This window comes from Candidatus Melainabacteria bacterium (assembly GCA_003963305.1).
GTDB lineage: Bacteria > Cyanobacteriota > Vampirovibrionia > Obscuribacterales > Obscuribacteraceae > PALSA-1081.
Window position 1 is genome coordinate 36,966 of sequence record RXJR01000004.1, and the last position, 23,546, is coordinate 60,511.

Sequence of the window (23,546 nt, forward strand, 5' to 3'; positions counted from 1 at the left end):
CTTCATTCATGCGAATCTTCTTTCGATACTGGAACGACTCTCTGAGCTGTCACTATCTTGGAGGAAATATGATCCTTCTCCCCGAAGAGGTGAGAGAAAATCGAAGATAATTTGTTGGGTGAACCATTCTGGCTCGCAACAAGCTTAAGACCGTCTCCCGGCGTATCCGTAGACCACAGGTTTGCAATCAGGTTATAGGGGATCGTGTGCCCGATCAGACCGTGATCCAGGGCAGTGAAATCGATCCATTCAAATTTCAACATCCACTGCGGTTGCTTACCCTTAGAAGCTTCCGTTGCATTATTCGAAGCACCATCTGTAGTTCCCGCTTTGGTTTCGTCTTTGGGCACAACAGAATTCAAAGCGTCACCAAGTATGCCAGGCAATGAAAGAGGTGCCGAAACGGAAGACAGCAGCGAGTCAGCAGCCTGACCGAGGCGAGTGTAACCACCAAAAATAAGCTCGGAAAGAGGCAGCGCCTTGTCCTTGTGCGAAAACAAAATGCGAACCTTAGGCTGCGGAAGAGAGTTTGTCTTATCTACGGCACCAACCGAGTCAGGAACATCAGCACCGGCCGAGCCCGAGCCTTCGATCTTCGTAGTAGCACCGGCCGAGCCCGAGCCTTCGATCCTCGTAGTAGCACCGGCCGATCCACTGTCCTCGAGTTTGGTCGCTCCGCCTTCAGAATCTACACCATCGACCTTCGCCTGAGCAGCTACCTCAGGTCTGGAAGATTTAACGACCTCCGCCCTGGTTGCAACTTCGCTGTGCTCGTCTTTCTTTCGTGCATAGCGGTACAGATAATGAACAAAAGTTTCTGCGTCGAAATCAGGATCGACTAGATACATCTGCTGAAAAATATGTCGTCCCTTCAACACGGGCGCAGAATGGACAGCAATTCGATTACCCATACTGTGTGCGATCAGGTTGAAGCTGATTCCGGATTTCTCCCTCACATGCGCCAGCTCATCCAGCATGCTGTCAAAATGCTCCTGGCTCCACTCATTGTTGCCGAGGTCTACCCCATACTGGCCGAGCCGTCCCTTCGAGGGCCAGCTGTAGAGAATTACCGGGCGTCGAACCGCGTGCTCCAGCAGAGCCGCGGATTGGGCAGCATTAGCAAATGGAGTGTTGAATCCGTGCACCAGAACAAAAACTTCTTTGGTGCCCGATTTCTTTGCCGCTTCAATGATGTATTTTCCAAAGTCATCAAGACTAGCTGTTTGTCGCTGAGTTCTCATATTCAAAACTTTGTCCGGTGATCGCGGCGATTCAACCCACCCGAGTTGCTTCTCATCTTCACTGACGGATTTATCAGTTTTAAGTACGTAGTCGAGCCAACCGAACCGCAATTCATCGATTGTGGTCAGATCTTCATTTTTCCGCTGGGGCCCATAGCCCTTCTTGGTCGGGGCGCGGTCCGTGACATACAGAACTGGAATAGTTACGTACGACCTCTTGACTTTAGTCGTTTCAGCGCGAACCGCCGTCCCCATCGCCAAAAGGGAGCACAGAGCGAGCAATACTGTGTTTAATTTCATATGTGACCTACCAACTCACCTGCCCATTTTACAAGTTTCTCGCCGAACCTTTCGATTATGACCCGCCTCTCATGCACCTTTCGTCACTGTGTAATCCGCAAAACGTAGAGAACGACAATCCAAGTTGATCAAACACTCAGCGCGAATGTGCCCGGCTCGAATGCATTGACCGACTATTGCAGCCTCATAGTCACCATATACAGTGTCACCAAATGCCTTGTAGACAGAAATAGCAAAGCGATAAATACAAGCCAAAATACAAGCAAAAACACGCTCCAGAAACCGCAAACCAAAGCTCGCTTCAGAAACTGAGAACCAGCCTGATATCTAGTGCAAAGGCTCGAACAAATCAAGTTGCACGTTGCGATCTTTCAGATATTCCTCAACATGGCAATGCGGCAAAGCTGCCTTAAGCCGCGCCACATCATTCGGTTTGAAATTCTTGCTGCTGTAAATTAGCTTTTCCAAATTCGACAACTGCTTGAGATACTTAATACAATTGCCAGTCATAAGATTATCCGACAAAAACAGCTCTCTCAGGTTCTTTAAGCCCACCAGTGATGCAATTCCGGAATCGGTGATCTTATTGAACTCGAGTTCCAGCTTTTCTAACTGAGTCAGCGAAGCAATCTGCTGCAATCCTCGATCTGTGATTTGGCAGCGAGTCAAACTAAGAACTTTCAAATTCTTGAGCCCGACTATATTCTCCAGCCCTGCATCACCAATCGAATTACTGGACAGACTTAGATTTCGCAACGAGACCAGAGGCTTTAAATAGACCAGCCCCTTGCCGGTTACTAACGTCGACTTCAACCGCAAATTCTTCAATTTCGTCAGTTTGTGCAGCCAGCGCAGACCTGCATCGCCAATTTCAGTCTCCTCAACATCGATGTCCTCGAGACCCGTGAGGTTCTCAATGTACTTCAACTGGTCGTCTTCAACTTCCAGACTGGCCAGTACCAGTCGCTGAATACCGTCTGGAGGAAGATCCTTCAGGGGCGAAAGGTCATGAGCCGCCTCATACGCGAGGCGCAACTCGATGTTCGCATTAGCGGGAACCTCGATCCTCCCCTTAGCTTGTATTGTGTTGCCCTTAGACCTGTTAATTCGAAGAACGCCAATCGACTGTTTGGCGGGGAACTGCAGCACTCGGACCGCGCTGTTCCCACCAGCGAGAGCGGGCAGAACGAGAGTTCCACTGAGATCAAACATGAAGGCAAAGCAGAACGTAAGGGCTACAACAAATCGAACAGCACTAATGGCTGTCGAAGGAATTACGTTCGCCAGACCTGCGCATCGAAAATTTCTCACACCGTTCGGATTCATTCGAGTCTATGTCAATAATCAAATGTCTGGATTCCACTTATTCCAATTACATTGATTCTTGCACACCCGGTTAAGGTGGTCCAATAAAACGACTCGAACGCCGCGAGAATTAGCTTTCCGGCTTTTCGCTGGGCAACTTCTGCCATTCCGCCTGCTGGTCCTGACTGAATACCTCAGAAACCTCGATGAAGCAGTCGGCAGCACCGGTCGGACACTCCTCGATGCACTTGAGGCAATTATTGCAGACCTCGGCGTCTATGCAGTAACGACCGTAGATAGCCTTGATGGCTTTGATCGGGCAAGCTAATTCGCAAGCCGAACATTGTATGCAGAGCTCGGGATCAGTTACATGCTGCTGCATTGTCGATATTTAAAACCGGAATGTTCAAGTTGATTAGCGTGTAGAAGTCCTGCATTTTCCGTGCCCATTCCTGCTGCAGCTCAGTATTGGTAGCAGCTTTGAGATGAAACTGGCGATGGAGATCGTTGCGCAGCGACTTGGAAGTTCCAAAAGATGTTGCCACTCGCGGAAACCAGTAATTAAGCGCAGACTGCAGAACAATCGTATTTGCGGGCGCCTTCGCCACCTTTTTTAGCTGTTCCTCGCCAAAAGCCTCGTGCCTCTGTTCCACAGAAAGACAGCCATCAGCCAGGGTCTTGAGCGGCGCAAAACTGCACTTCGAAAAATTATCCAGAGTGTAGCAAGTCATAGATGACATCAAATGGGCGAAGATTGCCATATCGACCCAGCTTTCGAGAGGGTACATCAACGCGTTCAAACGCTTGTCCCAGGAAGCTCGCCGAAAACCAAGATCGGCATCACGCAGCACTTTCGCATCCCAGGAATGAGACTGGAAGTACTTTTCCACGTTGAGATTTTGACTGGCAAGAATGGCATAAGTCTTCTTTGCCATGTCCATTTTTTCAACAACGATTGTGGCGAGCGCGATCCTGTCATCAAGCGATGGCGCCCAATTCAGGCAATTGTTATAACCTACGGCGCCCGCCAGCTGAGAATCGGCAAACTGAAAAAGTATTCCTGTCGCAAGTTCTCGAAACCTGGGTGTTGCATTCTCAAACGAAACAAGACAATGACCCTGTTCTATTTCCTTGATGAGCGCCTTATCTTCGTCGACAAGCTCGTTTTGCTGAATTGGTACCATTACTTAAATCTCCGCGCCGACATCGACCAGGTCGCGTTCAGCCGATCGCGAATAGCCAAATCGCATGTCATAGTCGGCTTTCACATCTTTTGGAATCTCCAGACCGAGTTCAAGCAATCGCTTAGTGACTATCTCCATATATTCATCCTGGAGCTGCTGCGACGTTTTAATTTTCAATCCGAATTCAAAGTATTTTGCGAACTGCTCGCTGTCGTCAGACGGGCGACCGGAAAAACCGAGACCCATTGCCATAAACTTCGGAACCGCTGCTTGAAGTCTTTCGCGACCGGCTTCGCCTTCGAACTCGATAACACGCTTGGCTGCCCAGACTCCAAATGCCAGATGCCCCTTCTCCTCTTGCCAGATGCGTTCGCTGATCTTCTTCCATGGCACATATGAAGACTCGCGATACTGTCCAAGGAACGCCACTGCAGCCGGTGTCACGACCGTGGAAAACATTGCCACGTCTGACCAATCTTCAAAAAATCGAGACCAATTCTCTTTGCGGAAGCCGTTGATGATGCGGACCTTTTTCGGGTCGGGATTCTCAGGATGCTGCACCAGATGCTCAACCCTGGCATTCACGTCCACGCCAAGCGGCGCAAGAATCTCCCAGCAGTACCAGCCGTGACCCATCTCTTCCATCACTTTCTTGGCGAGGCGATAGGCTTCCTCTGGTCGAGTCGCAAAGCGCATATTTTCTGCGACGCGCTGACCACCCGCAAACTCCGAGTCTGCCTGGAAAGAAAGCAGGTCGATAAGAGCCGCTTTGTAATCCTCAGGCAGTCGATCATTGACGTCGTAAGTTTTCATTTGCGACCTTCCTTGTAACTCTGAAACTTTCGGTACATACCTAATAGAATTTTTTCTTTTTGGCAGCTTAAAGTTGTCATCCCAGCGGATACTTTTGATCATCCTTTCGGATGACACTAAAAGTCTTCACGTCAAGGCATCCCAGGCAACATGGGCATCTCCGGGATCATGAGCATCGCTGGCAGCATGGTCTGAAGCTGTTGCATGGTCTTATCCCCGCAGCATGGTCTGAAGCTGCGGCATGGTCTAACTCCCGCAGCATAGTCTGAAGATGCGCCGCTCACGAAAGGCTAAGGCAGTCCAATCTGCTTCTGCAAACTTTCCATCGGCTGCTGACTGGCTTTTATAAAGCCCTCGTGCGGTCTATCCAGATCGGCAACAAGCAACGTCACGAGCGCAAATGTCAATACGAGTAAAAGTATCTCCGCCCAGCTACGACTGCCGGTCTGCCCGCTGTAATACCCGACACCGAGCATCGAAAGCATTGAAACAGCAAAGAGAACCAGCCAAACAGAGTCGGGCACGCGAGCGTAAATGCCGATATTGATTCTCTTAGAATCCATATCAATCGTTTCATTCAGCGAGCTTATGAACAGCCCTGTGATTGGGTTTGGCTTTTCCTTGCCGAAAGCGGCTGCTACAGACCAGAGTTGGTTCTGCAAGCCTTGCGACTTAGCAGAAATTTCATTAAGTTCTCCAGGAACGATGCCGTTAATTCGAACTTGAACATACTGCCGCAGCAACCTCTTAACCTGGGAACGCTGTGGCTCTTCTAAAAAGTCAGCTCGTAAATACGTCGTTCCTATGGAGTTCGCATCGTCCAGAATCGCCGCACGACGCTCGTCGAACCGGCTCAGCGCGACGTTAAATGTGAACCCCAGCATGAAGGCGAGCAACCCAAGCACTGACGCGACAATCGTACCCAGTGAAGCCTGTGGTTCGGTTCCTCTCGTCCTCAAGCGCCACGCGCCGATGCGATGGCCGACTTCAGTCGAAAGAAAGGCGATGACAAGAACCACTAGAAAAAACGCCCAGAGAGGCAAGTGATCGACTGTCTGCATTGTGCTTTCCATCGGGTAACTCCATCGTCGCCTTGGCGCAGGAACCTTTACGGTCCTGCAAATTTAGCACAGCAGAACCGACACAACTACCAGGGCAGTCCACATAAATTGATTGTGCTCCATGCGCTCTACCTAGTGCCCCGCCGACTCTTCGTCGACACCGGGTCCGGTGGCTGTGCTCATTACCTCAACGACCTCGACCGAGCAATTAGCCCAGACCGCAACGGCTTCCGAAACACTTCCCACAACCAGGCGCTCAGCAAAATTCTTTCCAGCCGATCCAAGCACGATCAAGTCGACTGACTCTTCTTCCGCCAGAGCCAAAAGCGCTTCTTTTGGATCGCCGTCAACCAGCCTGGTTTGAATTTTGCTGTCCGGAACATGCGAAGCCAAAGCTTGCTTGGCCTCTTCAAGAATCAAACTAGCAGCCTGCACCTGCTTATTTCGATTCCTTTCAAGCTCATCGATCTCGTAGAAATCGGGATAGTGAGCCAGATAATCAGAAATCTCAGGAACAGCGCTGACACATATAAACTCTGTGTTCGAAGCCCATGGTCGACAAGCCACTTGCTCAAGCGCATTGGCAGAATATTTCGATCCATCCAGACCCAGCAGAACGCGACGTCCCTCCTCTGAGTGTTTCGGGCGGCAAATGCGCACTGAACATTGCGCCGTCAGCAAGAGCGCGTGCGAAATACTTTCCATGCGGCGCTTCAGGCGTGCGCCGGTCACCAACAAGTCAGGACGACTCTCCTTCAAAAGTGCCCCGATCTCAGATTTGGTATCACCTTCCAACAGGACCGACTGTACTTTTCCTATCGATGGATTGCTGGAACGAAGCAGAGCAACCGCTTCATCTACGAGTGCCTGAGCTCTCTCCTCGTGTTTCTTTGTGATCGTCAAACCAAACGGCATATTCAAGACAGTCGCGACCATAACCTCTGTATCTTTCGGCCACGTGGTGTTCGCAACTTCTTCAATCGCTATTCTCGATGGTTCGGATCCATCAACGGCAAGAACGACTTTGAAGCCTTGAGAAGTAATGGCATGGAAGGGAGGTCGATATTTAAGCGAAGTTCGAACAGGTGAACGTCCCTTCAGACCGGCTAATCCCTCGAGCGTGACTATTATTCCGGCTTTTCTGCAAGTCTGTTGGAAAGATTGCAAAAATGTCAGACTGGAGTGGTCAACAATGTTCACCGTGGGTGAGAATTGAAGACGAATTGTCTTTCTCTCGGAGACAGCATTTTCGCAAGCACTTCTCAAATAGAGCGAATTGAAACAAACAACAGGACCCGATAATTTGAGCAGAATGGCATTTTCGTCACTCTCGGTGCTCTCGATAGGGTTCATGAACATGCGCGGCAGCGAAGCAAGATCGAACTTTCCTGCCGCTTTGGCAGCAAAATAATTGAGCAATACTATCTTGGTGAGGATTCCAGCCAGGATACCGATAAGCAGGTCGGTGCTGACAGTGACAATTATCGTCACGAGAAACACAAGCAATTGCTCGCGTCCCGTCGACCAGACATATCTCCACTTGTGAGGTCCCGCTAATTTCCAGCCGATATGGACAAGAACAGCGGCGAGAGCTCCCATCGGAATCATTTTTATGATACCGCTGGCGGCGACAAGAAATAAGATCAAAAAGAGAGCATTGTAGAAATTCACCCAGGCGGTTCTGCCGCCACTGTGGATACAAGTCGTACTCTTGATGATGCCCGGGATAATCGTCAATCCGCCAATCAAACTGGAGCAGATATTGGATATGCCCATTGCCAGCAACGTACGGTCGGGGCTCGACTTACGGCGCCATGGGTCAATTTTATCCACCGCCAGAATGGTGGCTAAAGACTCAGTACCATCGACAAACGTCAGGGTCAAAACGGCGACGATGATCGAACCAACCAGGGAAGGGTCCGAAAATAGCGCATGAAAGTCTGGTGTCACAATTCCATGAGCCAGCAGATTATCGGGCACGGAAACTAAAAATCTCGAATCGAGGTGCCAAAACATGCCCAGCCCGATCGAGACTATCACCACAATCAATTGCGGTGGAATGGTGTTCAATTTGGAGATTCTCAGCCGCGGCAACAGAAACAGTAGGGCCAGGCAAATCGACGAAATAGCCATTACCTGCGGCTGAACATGTACTACCGATTGCGGCGTCTCATTTACCATTCCCCAAAATTCGTGAGCCTTATACGGATGCCCGATAAAGTGCGGAATTTGCTTGGCGATCAACATGAAGCCAATAGAGGCAAGCATTCCCTGAATAGCAGCGCTCGGAAACACATAACTGAATCTGGCAGCTTTAAGCCAGGTCAAAATCAGCTGAACCACGCCAGCCAGCATGATCACACCAGTGACCATACGATAGCCGGTGTCCATGTTGCCGTGACCGAGAGTCAAAATAGAAGAGTACAGAACAGGTGCCAGACCCGCTGCTGGTCCACTGATAGTTACGTAGGCTCCTCCTAAAAACGGAAAGATCAAGCCTGCCACGATTTCAGACGTCAAACCACAAATCGGGGGAGCGCCCGATGAAAGCGCAATACCAAGAGACAGCGGAACCGAAACCAGAGAAACAACCAGACCCGCAAGCAAATCGTACTTCCAGTACCTCAAACCTTTCAGTCCATTCTGAGGTACCCTCTTTTGCCTTCTCTCGTGAACCTTTTGCTTGTTTACAGATACGGCAGCAGAGGTGTTATTCATGATGACTGATTCCCACTAGGTTACGCGGCGCATATACTGGCGATAACCGAACCAAAAATGCCAACATGCATCATAGCGCTGCCATCATATATGGTGACTAATAGCCGCTTGGTTTTAAAACCAGTCTGAAACATGTAGTTTTAGTCCTGCTCGCCCTATTGATCACGCCAGGAGACGGCCCAGACAAGACCGGAACCGAAGTCTGGCTAATCATTTAAAAAACACTGATCAAGAACGCACTGGGAAGATTTGAATAAGTCGCATAAGACTGAAACTGCAACCTAAATTAAGAAATTTCGCAAATACGCATTTAGAAAATAGCTCTACTATTTTTGCCTGTCAATTACAAAGAGTGTCAGACCTCAGTCACCACATGGTCGCGGGTGCATTTCAAACGCGCGCAAGCTCAATGAAAGCAAGAGTTCCAGACACTTCTGGTGCAAACGAAGACCTTACTCAATTCTCGCTCAACTATGTATCTATATGAAGTAAACTAGGGGCGTAAACCGGAGGTATGTCTCAAATGAGATGGTTGAAATATTTAGCCGCACTGGCGACAGCGGTAACAGCCCTTAACACGCTGGTCACGCCTGAGAGTGCTTCAGCAAAACAACAAGTTCGCCAGAGCTCCGCTGTAACCAATAACATCTACGTACATCAATCCGTAAATTCGCCCAAAACACAAATATTCCTGCTGCAAGACTACACAGGCAGCATAAACGCAAGTTCGATAATCGACAAAGCAACGCAGCAGCCAATTACATTGATGAATCCGCCCAATTGTTATGGAGCGGTGAACACGGCAATCTGGTATTTCAAGTTGGGTCCTAAACAGACGGCGCAGATAACCAACTACGCCCAGACACCAGTGCATCTGGCAATCTGGGTGCCTGTTGATTCAAGCCTGCAGGGACAAGATCCGACTACATGCTGGTTCTCGAATAGCTGCTTCTCATACCCATTCACTTACGGCTCACCCTCGACCGCGACGCCGGCCGGAGCAACTTTTGTCGAATTGAACGTGAAAAACAGTGTCTACGACACTGTAGACATCAGCGAGGTCAATGGCGTAAACGCACAATGGAAGATGAAACTGCCAAACGCCTGGACAAACAGTGCTTATCGTTCTTCAGGCGGCGCTCTTATTCCGGTCGGACAAATAGAGAACAGCCCCGGACCGGGACCTAACTTTTACGGCAACTACGGAAACCCTGGTGTTTATCCCTACGGTTGCACCAACTGTGCCTCACGCTACAACAACGTGACAGTGCCAGCCACTCCTCCGGGCACGCAAAAGTCCGGTTGCCTCCAGGCAGACAATAACGCACCGATACCATATCCAACCATGGACGTGGGATGCGACAACGCCATCAACTATTATCCGACCAATCAAAATCCACCAGCCGGAACGCCAAATCCGGCACTGACAGCGTATCAAAACCCGCCGCCTGGAGTGCCATCTCTCCCAGCCAGCAAATATTACGATCCTCAATATCACAAAAAGCTGTACGACATTGCTGCAAATCCGCCGATACCCTTTGTCGGATACGGCATTTGTGAAGTGCAGCGAGGCTCTTCACCAGCGGGCGGTGACATCGACATAACGCTTGAAGCGTATCCATTTGGACAAGTTCAAAGTGGTTCGCAATAGCTTATCGAATCTGCTCGGAGCAAACAGGCGCAAAGCTGCTGCAACTGCAGCCGCAGTTCTCCTGATCGGTCTGCTGCCTCTTCCATCGAGATCGGCTCCTCAACACAGCCAGGCAGCAGCACAGAAAGTCGATCGACTGATTGCTCTCGGCATCGAGGAACAGTCGAAAGGAGAGCAGGTCAAAGCCATCTCGTACTTCGAAAAAGCGCGCCAGGCGGCACCCAATGACTGGAGAGCCGCCCTGGCACAATCACAGTCACTCCTGATAATGGATCGCTCGGTGGAGAGCATCGCCCTCTTACAAAAGATATCAGCACAAAATTCTGACTCATTCGAACGCGATTATAAGCTCGGCCAGGCATTTCTATTTTTGAAAAGACCAGACCTGGCCGAGACTATGAGCGCTGCGGCGCTCGAATTGGCGAAGACACCAGAAGAAAAATCAAAAGGTCTGCTTCAACTCTATATAGGCAAAATCAGAAACAACGATCTTCACGCCGCGCATGAAATACTAAAACGAGTACTGACAGAATGCCATTCCTGCGATGAGGAAGTTTATATCAGCGCAGCAAAAATTTCTTCAGTCCTCAATCCAAGCGAAGCAACAGAGATCTTGGAAATAGCAGGAGCAAATCTAGAGAAAAGTGAAAGCTCAGGCACATTTTTCCAACTCGGACAAATATTCGACGAAAAAGCCAGGCTTGTCGCCTACGATTCCACCAAATATGGTGCCTGGCTGAAGAACTCCGACAGCGCCTACAGGCAAGCACTCAAGCTAAACCCAAACCCACCGGTCTTCCACCTTGCACTGGCAGCAGTTGCTGCAAGAGCGAGAAGCACAGATCAAATGATTGAAGAACTTTCGCAGGCGCACAAGCTGGACGTTCAAGATCAATTGCCTGGTTACCTCCTTTCCAAACTGAAGCCAATACAAACCGCGAGTACAGAGCTAACTAGTAACCCGACGCCGACCGATGTTCACCTGACCCAAGCCACGCTTACTGTTAACGGTCTTACATGCAATTGCAAACGCCCAATGATTATCAACTCGTTTAAGCACATTCGAGGGTTGATTCTCACTACGATTTCGCCAAAATTTCCTTATGTTGCCACCATACTGGTCGACGAATCAATCATCCCATTGACTGATGTCCTGTCGCAGATCGAGCACAAACCACTGCCGGAACTGAGCTATAAGCTGATTTCCACGAAACAAATCAAAGGTTGTGCCGAACCTCTGCAAATCGACCTCGATGGTCGCAACCTCGGCTCCCCCATTTTCCAGGATGCATGGCCGGAAATCGCGTCACTTGCGCATCAGAAAAGCGAATAACTGAGCCGATTTGGGATGTGCATCCATCCATCCCTTGATTCTGCGAACTTCATTGAAGTCCTCTTCACCAAGCTCTTTCCGCAAAGCAGCATCAAGAAAAGCGGCCCTTTCATCTGCGCGAACCTTGGACTGCCAGGTATGCGAAAAGACCATGTGCACATCATCGTGAAGATTTCGAGATTTCAAAATTTCCCTGGACAAGTTTTAATCATCATGCACTCCACGTTGATTGAAACGGGCTCTTGAGAATCATTTGTCGATACTGATTATTGCAGGTCGGCCTTAAGACTGATATGAAATTTAGCAGAGACCCGTATAATTGCTGCGTCTGGGCAAATGGCGGGTATGTGAACGCCGAGGGAATCATGTCAAAACAAAGACTGACAGATGCAATGGAATCGACTGACGCAGAAACGCGAATGTGGAAGTCTCGATTTACAGCAGCCCGGGGTGCATATGCAACCGGGAACTTCAAACAAGGTGAAGACCTTCTGGCACAAGCGCTCGAACAGGGAAAACACTTACCGGAAAAAGACTTTGCTGTTAACACGTGCCTGGTTGGTCAGGCTGCAAATGCGCTTGCTCTGGGCGATATGGAAAAAGCCCGTAACAAGTTGAATGAAGTAGTCCGCACGTTATCATCCAGAAGCGAACCGGCGCTCAAGGAACTACATGCGGTGGCACTGCGATTTCTGGCAGAGATCGCTTCTCAGAAGCAAGATTACGACGCAGCCGAACAATACTTACAAGAAGCATGCCGTCTGCTCGAGACAGTCGGCGTTGCAGGCGCAGTTCAGCTCGCCTACGCAATGAGTGATCTCGCTACCGTGTATTTGAAACAAGGCGACTCACATGACGCAGGCGAATTGGTGCTGTCGGCAATGGAATTGTTGACGACCACACATCAATCTGAGACGACCGAGTATGAGCGGGCCAGTCTTCTCTACAACTTATGCCACGTGGAAAATGAGAAAGAATTTTTGGGAGCGCTCGAAGACAGCATTCAAAAAATGGAATACCGCAAAGGTAGTAAGCATCCGAGCATTGTCAGAGCAGTGCGTTGGCTGGTTCAAGTGCTGCGAGAGCGAGGCGAAGAAGAAAAAATAGCAGAAGTCGAAGAGAAGTTTGGAGTAAAGGTTGTTTAAACCTATAACGCACGCTCAAGCTGTGGACGAACCATCCAACTTCAAGTTCTCACGCACTACTGTGTAACCGTACTCTCCGGCAATTTTTCTTGATTGCGCTCCTGGCTCGCTGTACTCGATGTCGAATACTGCTTTGCCACGCCGAGTAAAAACCTGATATGCGTGAGAAGGTGGGTCACCACTCCCAGGTTTCAGTGCATGCTCGACAACGGCACCATCGAAAAATGGCTCCAACTCCGACGCTTGCTTACCATTGTTTTTCAAGAATATAGCTAAGCCGCGACTGTGAGCTTGTTCTGCCAGCCACTTATTGAACTTAATTCCATCGGAATAGGTTATGCTTTTGCCGGTGGCATTATCCCACCCGTCTGTGTTGTCTACATCTATTCCAGCGAACCCCATCGCTTTAGCCTTATCCATTCGATTCTTCAATATTTCGGCCAACTTGTTTCCCGGTGCATCTATGTGCCTCACGTCGACCCAGCGCTCGCCGGGCCAACCAGGCAGTGCTTGACCTTTCATGGCGTGCGGAAGCTCACCTGAATCACTCTGCCCGGGCTGCCACGCACCACCATTCATGTAGGCAATCGGTTTTATGCCTCGCTGGCGCAAAGCTTCCACCACAGGGTTATAAACGCCGCCAGTCCGAGCATCCGAACGGTTCGACCGACTCGTTTCATCCAGGTCAATTTCATACCAGTCTGGTTGCTTGCCGCGAATCAGCTTGTTGAGATCAGGTGGACCCTGAAGATTGATGGCAAAAGTATCGAAAGTCTTGGATTGCTCAATGTCTCTGGAATTTTGCCGCATGACCTCACCTGACCGCCTATCAGAAAAGTCGAATCTTTGATATGACTCACTGACAAAACGATCGGCGGCGAGACGCTCAGTGCTACTGGTCGTGGTGCGCCAGTTATCATCAATTTCGCGTCCACGAGTCACGGTCTGCTCCCGCGTATTATCTGGTGCCATCCGGCGAAGATTGAATTCATTGAAGCACTACAGTGAAGCACTAAGCGCTACAGTTCAAAGACTGTTCGAACACTGGTTACTGATTGGATCCAACCTCAAAAAGCGTAATTTCGGATCGTTACGTCAGCGTGACCAATCTGCAATTTATCTCTTTTAGACGGCGCACTCTATCCGCACCTCAATCAAACAATCAACGCCCTGATCACGTGTGGAAAGCGCCCTTTCTCTCTTGATTCTCAATTGATTCGAGCGATAGTCCTTTAGTCTCTGGAACCAGCTTCATGCAGAAAATCAAAGACGCAAGCGTGATCAGCGCATAGCCGCCAAATGTCGCACCTATGCCGAATTTATCCAGCACGACTGGAAATGAATAACTGACTATCATGTTGCTCAACCAGCTAAGAGCTGTAGCCATCGCCATGGCAAATCCACGGATTCGCAGCGGATAAATCTCGCTAATCATGACCCAGAAAACTGGACCAAGGCTGATTGCAAAAAAACCAACGTAGACGAAAGTCGAACCTATTCCAACGAACTTCAATGTTTCTGCCGACGCATTGAACAAGAATGTGAGAGACAGGGCGCCAAGACTGAGCAACATGCCAATGTTGCCGACAATCAAGAGAGGTCGACGTCCAACCCTATCGATGAGGACAAGACTGACAATAGTCATGATCAAATTGACCAGTCCGACTCCGGCTGTAGCCATGATTCCTACAGAGTCAGACGTCAAACCTGCCGCCTTATAAATTTTCGGAGCATAGTAAATAACTGTATTGATGCCGGTAAACTGCTGAAAAGCGCCCAATCCAACTCCAACAATCAGGGCCGCGCGCAAATGCGGTGCGAAAAATTCTCTCCAGTCGCCTTTCTCTTGCTCAAGCGAAGTGCGTATTTCATCAAACTCTTCTGAAACATCATCGGTACCGCGAACCTTTTTTAGAACCTCGCTGGCTTTATCTTCCTGTTGATTAACAAGCAACCAGCGTGGACTTTCGGGCAAGGTCAACATGCCCAGGGCAAGCAAAACGGCAGGAACCGTGCCCAGTACGATCATCGAATGCCAGTCACCGTTGGCCGAGAAAACGTAGTCAATCAAATAAGACAATAAGATTCCAGTTACGATCGCCAGTTGATTCATCGCAACGAGCGTTCCCCGCACTTTAGGCGGTGACATTTCAGCGATGTAGAGTGGCGCAGCGAAGCTGGCGACGCCAATGGCCAATCCCAAGATTACTCGTCCGAGCACGAGCATATTCACCGCCGGAGCATAGGCAGCAAGAATGGAACCAGCGGCGAAGAGCAATGCAGTAGTCAATAAAACCTTTTTGCGACCAAATTTGTCGGTCAAACTGCCACTGACCATAGAGCTGAACGTGGCACCAAATAGAACACCACTGACGACCATTCCCTCGCCCTCTGCAGAGAGCGTGAACTGGTTTTTGATAAATGGTAGAGCGCCAGATATAACGCCCGTGTCGTAACCAAACAGTAGACCAGATAGCGCAGCGATTGCCGCAACCAAATAAACGAAGTTTGAACCCATACGATCCCAATTGAGTGGTAAGTGCGACGTGGTCTTGACGAGCTCTCTCGCCGACACACAATATAGCCGAACCACCTCCACAAATGGCGTTCACAATCTGAATTTCCTGACGAAAGTTGCCAAGCCCGTCAAGCGATGATATCTACGAATATTCACGAGTAGCACTCTAGGCATTTCCCCATGGCGGAGCAATCTGAGGACGCCCATAATCACTCCACTTACTAATTCCTGCTGTGACCGAGTGCCAGCACCCCTCGGGTAACAGTTAATACGCCTGGTGACACCTAACAATGGAACCATTTGCCGGGCTTGGCTTGAGGGGACTCTAGATGACAACATCATTTCTACAAAAATCACTGCTCGCCAGGCAGTATGAGATAGAACACCGGTCCGATGGTTTGTCATTCAAGTTCTCGCGCAAAGTCTCATCCCCAACAAATCCATTTAAACTTGAACCCAAGAAGCTGCTCGCTACACCATATTTAATGTCGCCAGCGCTCGATTTGCTCTTCGTTTGTGGCTTCGCGCCATGGCTGATCGGCGCGATTTTCTTCTTCATCTCAGCAGCCGACAGGCAAATCGGTTCACCATTTTTGCCGCAACAAAGCCTTGCAACTGTCTTCATAGTCGCATCTCTCTTGATCGGCGAATCGCATCAATTTACTTCGATAATTCGCTATTACACAACATTCAGCAAGCGTGACAGGCGCTTTGTCAAAGAACGAATTCCAATCTGGACAATTTACGCATCTCTTGCAATAGCCTTCACCCTCACAGCCTTCAACCAGTCATCAAGTTTCTTGAGCTGGGCAGTGCCTTTTATTGAGCTCCTGTTCATACCCGCCGTGATAGCATTTCCTGCTGTATTACTCCAACACGTGTGCGCTCAGGCAATATCGATCTCACAAATCTACTGCCGAAATGCCGGCTATGCCATCTCTCCGCAAGAGAAAGAAGCACTATCAATAGTATCGTGGTGCTTGACACTAGCTGGAACCTGTAGCATTGCAATTCCTTTTGGCTGGGAACGCATTCCTGAAATGTTCTTTCCGTCAGGGCATCTAATGCGTCACTTTATACCTTACTTTTTCGCGACTGCAGCGCTAGTCAGTGTATGCATACTGCTAAGAAACGTTGTGAGAAGGGGCGTCACAACTGCAGAATGGCCACCAATTACTGCCACGCTGCTTATGACTAATCTAACGTTGTTTACACTATTGCCACTGATACTACCGGGCATGGCTTACGTATTCCTGCTTGTACCCTTGCTATTCCATGCCACTCAGCACTGGGCATTGGCATGGCACATTCATGTCAAAGAAACAAAAGCGGAACCAACAACAACAACAACAACAACAACAACAACAACGCAAGGCACATGGTTGTCGGTTTACAAATTCGCTTTACCTATTCTCTCGGTCACATTGTGCGTACTGTTTCTGCCAATCATCATGAGGCGCTTATCTTCCCCAATTTCCCCGCTTCAGTTCGGGCTTGGCAGCAACACACTGTCTGTCTTTTTTTCAATGATTATCTTCTACTTGCACTATTTCGCCGACCGGATAGTCTGGCGAGCCAAAAGCCTGGAGGGAAAATGAATAAGCTCCGAACATCACTTCAAATCGTATACGGCGTGGTGTTCCTTTTGATACCACTTATGTGGGTTGCGAGCGCATACGCAACTAACCTTGGTACGCTGGGAATCATCGACACTACCGGAAACTTCCAAACAAAAATCGATCCGAAGGCAAAGCCTGGAGATATGGATATTTTTGTCACCGATGAACCAATCCTAACAACGGAGCCTTCGCCGGAGCTCAAACGTAAGCTTATTCCGCATTCGGAAGCGTTTCTGACGCACTGGCTCACCGCCGTCAATAAAAATCCGCACCGACTGTTATGGTCGTCCTATCCAGCCAGCATAAGAGGGCAAGTATTCAGCGGCAAAGCAGCCGGTGGAGATCCAATGACCGCTGGTGGCTGGTAAAAGTGACTTTTGTCGGATAGAGGTTAAATGAATCCGACGATCATCCAACAAAATACGGCAAACGTATAAAGCAAATAAAACGGTGTGAACCAGATATAAACCAGCGCCAACATATGAGCACCTTGTTCCGATCGACTGAGATGCTTTTGGTCGAACCATTTACTTATCTGTTCCCGCAACAGCACACCCAACAAAATCACGAATGGCATCAAGCCGAAATCGACCACAACTGCAAAACAAAGTGCCCTGACACGTTGGGGCGTAGTCGATGAAACAACTACTGTGCCATTTGGATTGGCAAAGGTTGCTGCCGACGAAGGTGACACCTCGGAAAATTTGCAATTCGATTTGAACGGAACGCCGTTTGTGCTCTCCAATCTAAGCACGGTGTTTCCAACGCACGTACGCAGAGGAGCGCCATTTCGATTAAAGCCAATCAGGCAGTAAGAATAAGCCTTTCGGACGTCGTTGATTCGCAAGCAAACGACAGGAGAATCTGTAAATGGTCCTCGAATTCCCGTGATCGATCTAAGCGTGGAAAGATCCGACTTACGTTCGCACTGATTCAGCTCCTCACCAAAAACGCTGGAAGCATTCTTCAAGTCATTACGGCAAGCCACATTGTGCATTTCAACATGATCAATCTGCTCTGTGTAGGGATTCTTGAATTGAATATCGAGGGGTAGTTCCAAGTCGGCTTGCTTTCTAAGCGGCTCCGAGTGGAGTTCAGCCGCAACATCCAGCATCGTCGCATAGAGAGGATCAGGCCCTGCTTCACCGAGACTTGCTGACATTCCGTTTTGATCTACCAGTGTGTTGCCGTGTTTTTCTAACCAAAACATGCCGTACTGCGGATGCATGTACACCATATACAGTGCGCGCCAGGCATTACTGACTGTGTTGAATGATTTAGATGCGAAGTTCTGCTCACGTCTCACCTTAAGTTGATGCTCTGGCAATACAAATACGTCCAGATGACCATCATCGGTATGAAAAGTTTGACCTGGCTGCACAAGCTGCGGTTGAACCTTTTCACCGCCTAAGATGTAGTAGCTAGCGACTCCAATCAACGTAATTAAAGAAAGCGTTAATGGTAATGTTAGTAGGGCTAATGCAATTCGCGGACGAGACTTGAGCCATCCAAGTGCTGATAGAACCAGCCCCATCTTTCCGCTCATTTCCTTTTGCCTGGCTTTTTCCAACTTTGCGATTTCTTCTGCCAGGACGAGTTGTCCGTCGCGAACCTCTGCAAGCCCCTCCAGAATCTTGATATTCAAGCGCACGGGATCTAAATAGACTTCGCGGTTCTTTCGAGCTTTCTCCTCTACCTCTTTGTATGCAAGGCTGTCAGGTTCTACCCTGTGAAGATATTTCGCATAAGATTCAAGTAGCGTTGTTCCAAGAGGATGTCCGGTCACGAGTTTCTGCTGGGAAATCTCCCTTGCTCTTTTGTAGTGATCGGCGGCTTCCGCATCATTTTTCAGCTTCTCGTGCGTTTTGGCGAGCTTAAAGTGAGACTTGATCAGCGAAGCCGGGGTGCTTTCCGTCAATCGTTCACGCATAACCAACAAGCGTTGGTACATGGGCAACGCGGAACCGAACTTATCCTGGAAGTAATAACTGTCACCCAGACCCGTTAAACAATCGGCTATCGTTACACTGTCGCCGGCATAAATCTCGTCAAGACTGGCAAGACAAGCGTGATACAGACTCTCACTCGCAACATAATCGTGCTTTGAAAATGCTTCGTCAGCAGCCTTGATCATTGCGGCGCAACGGTTCAATTCGATTTCGAATTGCTGCATAAAGACCTGTAACTGTAGATTGGTACAGATTCCCCCTTATTTCTTACCATCTGAGCACTAATTACTAACATCAGGTCTCAGAGTCCGGCTTGTATAGAATAGGATTATTTAGAAGACAGTGAGCGTAAATCCTTTTCGAGATAATCATCGAGCTTGTCGAACGAGCCGGTCCAGCCGATGGTCATGCCGCCGCGAGCTTGAATGAATGTCGCGAGTTCTTCGTCGGTCGTATCGCCATAGCATTCCCAGGTTATAGTGACACGGGTCTGGTTCTCGTCTTCGGCTGCAAATTCGACAGTGGTCAGCATCGTTGCAGGCCATGTCGGAGCCATAGGATGCCGAGCAAGATTCTCCTGCTCATCACAAAACTGCTGCGTATAAACGATGCGATGAGGTCTTGTAATTTCCAAATAGTGAGCACGTCCATACATCTTCACACCAGAATTATTACCCATGCAATAGAAACTTCTGCCACCAGGTGCGATATCACATCTGATAAATTGCATTTCGAAACCAGTAGGCGGCGACCACTTCGACAGATGGTTCGGGTCAGTCCACAAGTCGAACATCACATCCAGAGGCGCGTCGAAAGTTCGATTGATAACAAAAATCTCCTTACTATCTGACTGTTTCGCGACATATTCAGCCAGGCGATCCCAGGTCGAGTTACCTCCAGCCTTCTTAATGAACTCGCGAATCTCGGCTGCCTTCTCAGGTGTTGCCATAGACATGGTCAAATCCATTGTGGTCTTACCGTGCTTCTCTGAGAACAGCACTGTCACTCGAAACAGCGGCTCCTGCTCGTCGTTACCACCGTGATCGTAAACGAGCTTCTTACACTCCTCTACCTCAAAATATTTTGTTTTGTTCGGATAATCAACTCCATCAGGACCATGCATCGTGTAGTGCCAGTGCCCGCCCACACACAGATCTTTGCTGTGAGTTGTGATTGTGAATCCACGAGGTCCCCACCATTGCGCAGCTTGGGACGGATCAGTCCAGGCATCCCAAACAGCCTTCACTGGTGCATCGTATACTCGGGTAAGTCGCAACTCGTTAGATTTCTTCTTTGCGGGCATCTCTCTCTCCTTTCTTTCTTCTACCAGCGGGCGCCTTCGCCTTAGCCGTAATAGTGTTCTTCTCTGCTGAGCTGTTTCTTTTACTCTTTCGGACCACAGGCTTCTGCTCAGTTGTCACAGTTTTTAAATAAGCCTCTAGACGATCTAAACTAGCTTCCCAATAGGCTCGATACTCTTCCATCCAGTCAGCGGCCTCGCGCAGACCATCTTCTTTGAGCCTGCAGGGACGCCATTGAGCCTCCCTGGACTTAGTGATCAATCCGGCTTTCTCGAGTACTTTAATGTGCTTGGTAATTGCGGGCAAGCTCATCCCATAAGGCTTAGCCAGGTCAGTTACGCTCGCTTCGCCGTTCTTCAGCTGAGCCAACATCGCCCGCCGCGTCGGATCAGCCAGCGCTGAGAATGTCAAACTGAGCGAATCCTGCACAATTTTACCAATCGGTTAATTAACAGCTTGGTTAAGTATATTGCACCGAGTTCCATGCGTCAAGCTGATTAATGGAATCCGGTCCGCATCATCGCGAGAATTATTTATATACTGAAGACATTGATCTGGAGTCGAACTGATTGATTGAAAAAAGTGCAATCGTCTACATAATCGACGGAGCGGGCGGCAGCGGCTTTACGCCGCTAGTACTCAAACGCGCGCTGACAGGCGAGCCCTACGAAGTGAAACATTTTCGCTGGGGCACCGGGTACATGCGCATCATCAATGATCTCACCAATAGAGAGAACTTACTGGCGAAATCGAAACAACTAACGTCAGAAATTACAAAGTACAAAAAATTCAATCCAAACCGCAAAATCTACATCGTTGCAAAAAGCGCCGGTACAGCAGTCGCTCTCAATGCGCTAGCCGATCTGCCTGAAAACTGTGTACATCGAGTTATTCTGATGTCACCCGCGGTATCTCCATCGTACCCACTTCTGAATTCACTACGCGCAGTTCGACACGACGTCGTGTCATTCTGTTCTGCAGCAGATTTGCTTTTTCTGCATGTTGGAACATCCATCTTCGGAACTGCAGATGGTATCAGAGGAGTGAGCGCCGGTCTCAAGGGATTCACCAGACCCGATGACGATGCGCTATCAAAGCAGTACTCGAAACTCCACGAGGTGCACTGGGAGCCATCAATGATGAAGCTCTTGCACTTTGGAGATCACTCGGGCAACAGCATGCCCCTCTTCGTGAAAAAATATATTGTTCCGTTGCTGCTAAATGATGAGCTAGCAACTGAAAATGAACTGGTCAACGAGCGGCAATAGTCGACTAATTTGCATTGTGCTCTTGCATGTTCCGATCTATATGTCTCATCAACAACGAGAGTGAGATATTCAGCCCTTTCGCTATGTCCACCAGAACTGAGAAGCTAGGATTTCGCTTGCCGTTTTCTATGTTGCTTATGAAAGCACGATCAACCCCTGACCGCATGGCGAGTTCGGCTTGGGTCAATCGCAGTCTGTCACGTCGTGCGCTGATAGCCTGACCGAGACAGTTCAAGAGAATCTGCCTGTCACGTTTCAATTTAACCAAACCTCGTTCAATCCTCAAACTCCAAAAAACTTGAAACCGCAAACCGTACAGTATAGACGACAGCGAATACAAATCAAAGTGTACATCATTTACACAGATGAGCTAAGCCATTAACCTCAGAGATTAGCCACACATAAGGAATCTTAACTCAACGTTGGGTTTAGTCGACAAGGAATATTGAGCATTGTCGTCCTTAATTGACATTGAGTTACAATCAACTCCCCTTTGAGATCACCGCGTGCGCATTCGACCAAAACTCGCAATTTGCTTGTTGCTGATGTCACAAATTCAACAGAATCCTTGCTTTGCGACTGAGCGAACAGCCAGCGAAATTACCAGAGAAATTTTTGCACTCGAACTTGAAGTGCAGAAAATCAATTGCTACTTGCATCTTGAAGCGGCGGATCCGCGTTTACCTAACGCGGCCCGACTAAGGCACTCGATGTTGCCACCGCTGACGGTGCGTCCTGGCCTTTTGGTACAGTCAAACCTGCAAGAAGCAGCACGCCGAACAAGAGAGCACTAACAAGCAGTAGAGCTTTTGCATCCTGATCTTCAAAAATTCTAGACATAGGCATTCTCCGACTCCCACGAACTAAGCGTAAGACTTCAGCGATGCACACAAGGTTCCTAATACTCCAAACTCATTGCTAGTTTGAAGCTTTCGGATCTTCCATTCGTTTTGGCGGTCTACGTTCAGGCAAAATTGCCTGCACTTCCTTGATAAGCTGTTCAACATCAAAATCAGGCATGATCAAAAACTTGTAGGCACCGAGAACAGTAGAAGTGCTTGCAACTGAATCCGCGCAAAATTTAGCCACGTCGCCGGGTTCCCAAGCGACAAGCATGACGGGAACTCGTTCATGGTTGGGCATGCGCTTCATTCGTTTGAGAAAATCAAACGAACTCTCATCCTCCAGAAAAGCCTCAGCTATACAGACGTCGACATGATCTTTGGTTTCTAGAAAATGAAACGCCTTCTCGAGGCTGGTAAAGCTCACAACCTGCTGACCGAGCACTTCGCAGGACGTTTTAATTTTGGTCAGATGGTCTTCACTCTGTATCAGCACCAGGATGCGATAAGGGTCGTTCTCTGGACGAGGCTTCCCAGCCTGCAAGTTTGCCATGTCTTACCAGCCTCTGTATCTGCAGATCATGCGTTAAAGAACGCAGGATTACGGCACAAGTCGATTACAGTGTACCTTATCGATATGGCGGATACAGTGAGCGGCAGTCAGAATCACCCCATTGGGTTACAGCGGTCAACCTGAGCTATGTTGATCTGGCGTAATACGCAGGTTTTTCCCCTGAATCACCCAGTTTTTCTCGATATTCTCCAAAACTGCCTGGGACCAGCCAGGTACTCTTGTTTGAAGGATATTCGCGGCAGTTGGACCAGCTTCATGGGGGCTAGCGACATTATTTAACCAGTGAAGCACTATTTCGTGGCCTTCATTGCGGTGCTTTATCTCAGTCTGCGTATGCCCGCGATCTAAGATGTTCTGTGTACATTTGCGACAGATGCACTGCTCTGGCTTAGTTATTTTGTCCTGGCGAACAGTTTCCCCAGCGGCTCTTGCAATCATGATTGAAATCTCCAGGAGAGAGGCAAGAGGGATACCGTGGTCTTACAGATGAGTATCTCTCAAAAGCGCACAAAGTGCATCAATCGAATGGTTGGTTTATTTCAGGATTAATCCACCAGAACAACACCCATTCGGGTGATAAGACCGTAGTTCCTGATCACATTCTCCCGAAAAGTCGGTCCGTTCTGCCATAACGCAGAACGGACCAAACGGGCTTACTTATTTATCTTTGCCATGCCCGTGATGATCGTCACATGGCGGCGGTGGGGGTGGCGGCGGAGGTGGA

At 49.0% G+C, this 23,546-nt stretch carries 22 protein-coding genes; 6 read left to right on the forward strand and 16 right to left on the reverse strand.

The features are described from left to right. Positions 1–2: 2 nt before the first annotated feature. The 7 genes from EKK48_04400 to EKK48_04430 form a co-directional block, all read right to left on the reverse strand. Positions 3–1,541, reverse strand: a complete 1,539-nt coding sequence (locus EKK48_04400; protein ID RTL44499.1) for an alpha/beta hydrolase — start codon at positions 1,539–1,541, stop codon at positions 3–5. A gap of 327 nt (positions 1,542–1,868) precedes the next feature. Further along, positions 1,869–2,867 carry a hypothetical protein gene (locus EKK48_04405; GenBank protein RTL44500.1) on the reverse strand — a complete coding sequence of 333 codons (999 nt, stop codon included), beginning with the start codon at positions 2,865–2,867 and terminating at the stop codon, positions 1,869–1,871. A 109-nt stretch (positions 2,868–2,976) separates the two neighbouring features. Beyond that, a complete protein-coding gene (locus EKK48_04410; GenBank protein RTL44501.1) occupies positions 2,977–3,228 on the reverse strand; it encodes a 4Fe-4S dicluster domain-containing protein in 252 nt (83 codons plus the stop codon). After that, entirely contained in the window at positions 3,209–4,030 is an 822-nt protein-coding gene (locus EKK48_04415) for a hypothetical protein (protein RTL44502.1), read from the reverse strand. Before EKK48_04415 ends, EKK48_04410 begins: the two co-directional genes overlap by 20 nt. A 3-nt stretch (positions 4,031–4,033) precedes the next feature. Continuing rightward, a complete protein-coding gene (locus EKK48_04420) occupies positions 4,034–4,843 on the reverse strand; it encodes a phenylacetate-CoA oxygenase (GenBank protein RTL44503.1) in 810 nt (269 codons plus the stop codon). A gap of 290 nt (positions 4,844–5,133) precedes the next feature. Continuing rightward, positions 5,134–5,916, reverse strand: a complete 783-nt coding sequence (locus tag EKK48_04425; GenBank protein ID RTL44504.1) for a DUF4239 domain-containing protein — start codon at positions 5,914–5,916, stop codon at positions 5,134–5,136. 120 nt (positions 5,917–6,036) lie between these two features. Continuing rightward, entirely contained in the window at positions 6,037–8,622 is a 2,586-nt protein-coding gene (locus EKK48_04430; protein RTL44505.1) for a hypothetical protein, read from the reverse strand. Between the two features lie 523 nt (positions 8,623–9,145). On the opposite strand from EKK48_04430, the gene EKK48_04435 reads away from it, so the two are divergent. Together EKK48_04435 and EKK48_04440 are read left to right on the forward strand one after the other, a co-directional pair. After that, on the forward strand, positions 9,146–10,273 hold the full coding sequence (locus EKK48_04435; GenBank protein RTL44506.1) for a hypothetical protein: 1,128 nt from the start codon (positions 9,146–9,148) through the stop codon (positions 10,271–10,273). Then, positions 10,245–11,606, forward strand: coding sequence for a hypothetical protein (locus EKK48_04440; GenBank protein ID RTL44507.1), 1,362 nt, complete (start codon positions 10,245–10,247; stop codon positions 11,604–11,606). The genes EKK48_04435 and EKK48_04440 overlap by 29 nt, the downstream gene beginning before the upstream one ends. Here the strand turns inward: EKK48_04440 and EKK48_04445 are convergent. Then, on the reverse strand, positions 11,580–11,792 hold the full coding sequence (locus tag EKK48_04445; GenBank protein RTL44508.1) for a hypothetical protein: 213 nt from the start codon (positions 11,790–11,792) through the stop codon (positions 11,580–11,582). The two genes, EKK48_04440 and EKK48_04445, sit on opposite strands and share 27 nt — an antisense overlap. 179 nt (positions 11,793–11,971) lie before the next feature. On the opposite strand from EKK48_04445, the gene EKK48_04450 reads away from it, so the two are divergent. Continuing rightward, positions 11,972–12,751, forward strand: a complete 780-nt coding sequence (locus EKK48_04450) for a tetratricopeptide repeat protein (GenBank protein ID RTL44509.1) — start codon at positions 11,972–11,974, stop codon at positions 12,749–12,751. A 15-nt stretch (positions 12,752–12,766) separates the two neighbouring features. Here the strand turns inward: EKK48_04450 and EKK48_04455 are convergent, their stop codons facing one another. Together EKK48_04455 and EKK48_04460 are read right to left on the reverse strand one after the other, a co-directional pair. Beyond that, positions 12,767–13,723, reverse strand: a complete 957-nt coding sequence (locus EKK48_04455) for a hypothetical protein (GenBank protein RTL44510.1) — start codon at positions 13,721–13,723, stop codon at positions 12,767–12,769. 202 nt (positions 13,724–13,925) lie between these two features. Continuing rightward, a complete protein-coding gene (locus tag EKK48_04460; GenBank protein ID RTL44511.1) occupies positions 13,926–15,269 on the reverse strand; it encodes a sugar porter family MFS transporter in 1,344 nt (447 codons plus the stop codon). 329 nt (positions 15,270–15,598) lie between these two features. Here EKK48_04460 and EKK48_04465 point away from each other — a divergent pair, with 329 nt between their 5' ends. Together EKK48_04465 and EKK48_04470 are read left to right on the forward strand one after the other, a co-directional pair. Then, positions 15,599–16,867 carry a hypothetical protein gene (locus EKK48_04465; GenBank protein ID RTL44512.1) on the forward strand — a complete coding sequence of 423 codons (1,269 nt, stop codon included), beginning with the start codon at positions 15,599–15,601 and terminating at the stop codon, positions 16,865–16,867. Beyond that, positions 16,864–17,256: a hypothetical protein gene (locus tag EKK48_04470; protein ID RTL44513.1), complete on the forward strand. Its 393-nt coding sequence runs from the start codon at positions 16,864–16,866 to the stop codon at positions 17,254–17,256. Before EKK48_04465 ends, EKK48_04470 begins: the two co-directional genes overlap by 4 nt. Positions 17,257–17,279: 23 nt before the next feature. Here the strand turns inward: EKK48_04470 and EKK48_04475 are convergent, their stop codons facing one another. The 3 genes from EKK48_04475 to EKK48_04485 all read right to left on the reverse strand — a co-directional run bounded on the left by EKK48_04475 (position 17,280) and on the right by EKK48_04485 (position 20,567). Continuing rightward, entirely contained in the window at positions 17,280–19,061 is a 1,782-nt protein-coding gene (locus EKK48_04475; protein ID RTL44514.1) for a tetratricopeptide repeat protein, read from the reverse strand. 104 nt (positions 19,062–19,165) lie between these two features. Continuing rightward, a complete protein-coding gene (locus EKK48_04480; GenBank protein ID RTL44515.1) occupies positions 19,166–20,140 on the reverse strand; it encodes a hypothetical protein in 975 nt (324 codons plus the stop codon). Further along, positions 20,118–20,567 carry an ArsR family transcriptional regulator gene (locus EKK48_04485; protein RTL44516.1) on the reverse strand — a complete coding sequence of 150 codons (450 nt, stop codon included), beginning with the start codon at positions 20,565–20,567 and terminating at the stop codon, positions 20,118–20,120. Before EKK48_04485 ends, EKK48_04480 begins: the two co-directional genes overlap by 23 nt. 140 nt (positions 20,568–20,707) lie before the next feature. Here EKK48_04485 and EKK48_04490 point away from each other — a divergent pair, with 140 nt between their 5' ends. Further along, the gene (locus EKK48_04490; GenBank protein ID RTL44517.1) at positions 20,708–21,406 is read left to right on the forward strand and encodes a hypothetical protein; all 699 of its coding nucleotides are present in this window, start codon (positions 20,708–20,710) and stop codon (positions 21,404–21,406) included. Positions 21,407–21,410: 4 nt separating this feature from the next. Here EKK48_04490 and EKK48_04495 read toward each other — a convergent pair whose 3' ends face one another. The 3 genes from EKK48_04495 to EKK48_04505 all read right to left on the reverse strand — a co-directional run bounded on the left by EKK48_04495 (position 21,411) and on the right by EKK48_04505 (position 23,260). Then, positions 21,411–21,647: an XRE family transcriptional regulator gene (locus EKK48_04495; GenBank protein RTL44989.1), complete on the reverse strand. Its 237-nt coding sequence runs from the start codon at positions 21,645–21,647 to the stop codon at positions 21,411–21,413. Between the two features lie 677 nt (positions 21,648–22,324). Next, on the reverse strand, positions 22,325–22,801 hold the full coding sequence (locus EKK48_04500; GenBank protein RTL44518.1) for a hypothetical protein: 477 nt from the start codon (positions 22,799–22,801) through the stop codon (positions 22,325–22,327). A 135-nt stretch (positions 22,802–22,936) separates the two neighbouring features. After that, positions 22,937–23,260, reverse strand: a complete 324-nt coding sequence (locus EKK48_04505; protein RTL44519.1) for a hypothetical protein — start codon at positions 23,258–23,260, stop codon at positions 22,937–22,939. Between the last annotated feature and the right edge of the window lie 286 nt (positions 23,261–23,546).

What these genes read in the sequence shown, in the direction of transcription:
- EKK48_04470 (RTL44513.1), top strand. Translation starts at nt 16,864, where the DNA reads ATGAATAAGCTCCGAACATCACTTCAAATCGTATACGGCGTGGTGTTC.
- EKK48_04410 (RTL44501.1), bottom strand. Translation starts at nt 3,228, where the DNA reads ATGCAGCAGCATGTAACTGATCCCGAGCTCTGCATACAATGTTCGGCT.
- EKK48_04400 (RTL44499.1), bottom strand. Translation starts at nt 1,541, where the DNA reads ATGAAATTAAACACAGTATTGCTCGCTCTGTGCTCCCTTTTGGCGATG.
- EKK48_04425 (RTL44504.1), bottom strand. Translation starts at nt 5,916, where the DNA reads ATGGAAAGCACAATGCAGACAGTCGATCACTTGCCTCTCTGGGCGTTT.
- EKK48_04460 (RTL44511.1), bottom strand. Translation starts at nt 15,269, where the DNA reads ATGGGTTCAAACTTCGTTTATTTGGTTGCGGCAATCGCTGCGCTATCT.
- EKK48_04465 (RTL44512.1), top strand. Translation starts at nt 15,599, where the DNA reads ATGACAACATCATTTCTACAAAAATCACTGCTCGCCAGGCAGTATGAG.
- EKK48_04500 (RTL44518.1), bottom strand. Translation starts at nt 22,801, where the DNA reads ATGGCAAACTTGCAGGCTGGGAAGCCTCGTCCAGAGAACGACCCTTAT.
- EKK48_04475 (RTL44514.1), bottom strand. Translation starts at nt 19,061, where the DNA reads ATGCAGCAATTCGAAATCGAATTGAACCGTTGCGCCGCAATGATCAAG.
- EKK48_04420 (RTL44503.1), bottom strand. Translation starts at nt 4,843, where the DNA reads ATGAAAACTTACGACGTCAATGATCGACTGCCTGAGGATTACAAAGCG.
- EKK48_04435 (RTL44506.1), top strand. Translation starts at nt 9,146, where the DNA reads ATGAGATGGTTGAAATATTTAGCCGCACTGGCGACAGCGGTAACAGCC.
- EKK48_04405 (RTL44500.1), bottom strand. Translation starts at nt 2,867, where the DNA reads ATGAATCCGAACGGTGTGAGAAATTTTCGATGCGCAGGTCTGGCGAAC.
- EKK48_04450 (RTL44509.1), top strand. Translation starts at nt 11,972, where the DNA reads ATGTCAAAACAAAGACTGACAGATGCAATGGAATCGACTGACGCAGAA.
- EKK48_04505 (RTL44519.1), bottom strand. Translation starts at nt 23,260, where the DNA reads ATGATTGCAAGAGCCGCTGGGGAAACTGTTCGCCAGGACAAAATAACT.
- EKK48_04455 (RTL44510.1), bottom strand. Translation starts at nt 13,723, where the DNA reads ATGGCACCAGATAATACGCGGGAGCAGACCGTGACTCGTGGACGCGAA.
- EKK48_04480 (RTL44515.1), bottom strand. Translation starts at nt 20,140, where the DNA reads ATGCCCGCAAAGAAGAAATCTAACGAGTTGCGACTTACCCGAGTATAC.
- EKK48_04430 (RTL44505.1), bottom strand. Translation starts at nt 8,622, where the DNA reads ATGAATAACACCTCTGCTGCCGTATCTGTAAACAAGCAAAAGGTTCAC.
- EKK48_04415 (RTL44502.1), bottom strand. Translation starts at nt 4,030, where the DNA reads ATGGTACCAATTCAGCAAAACGAGCTTGTCGACGAAGATAAGGCGCTC.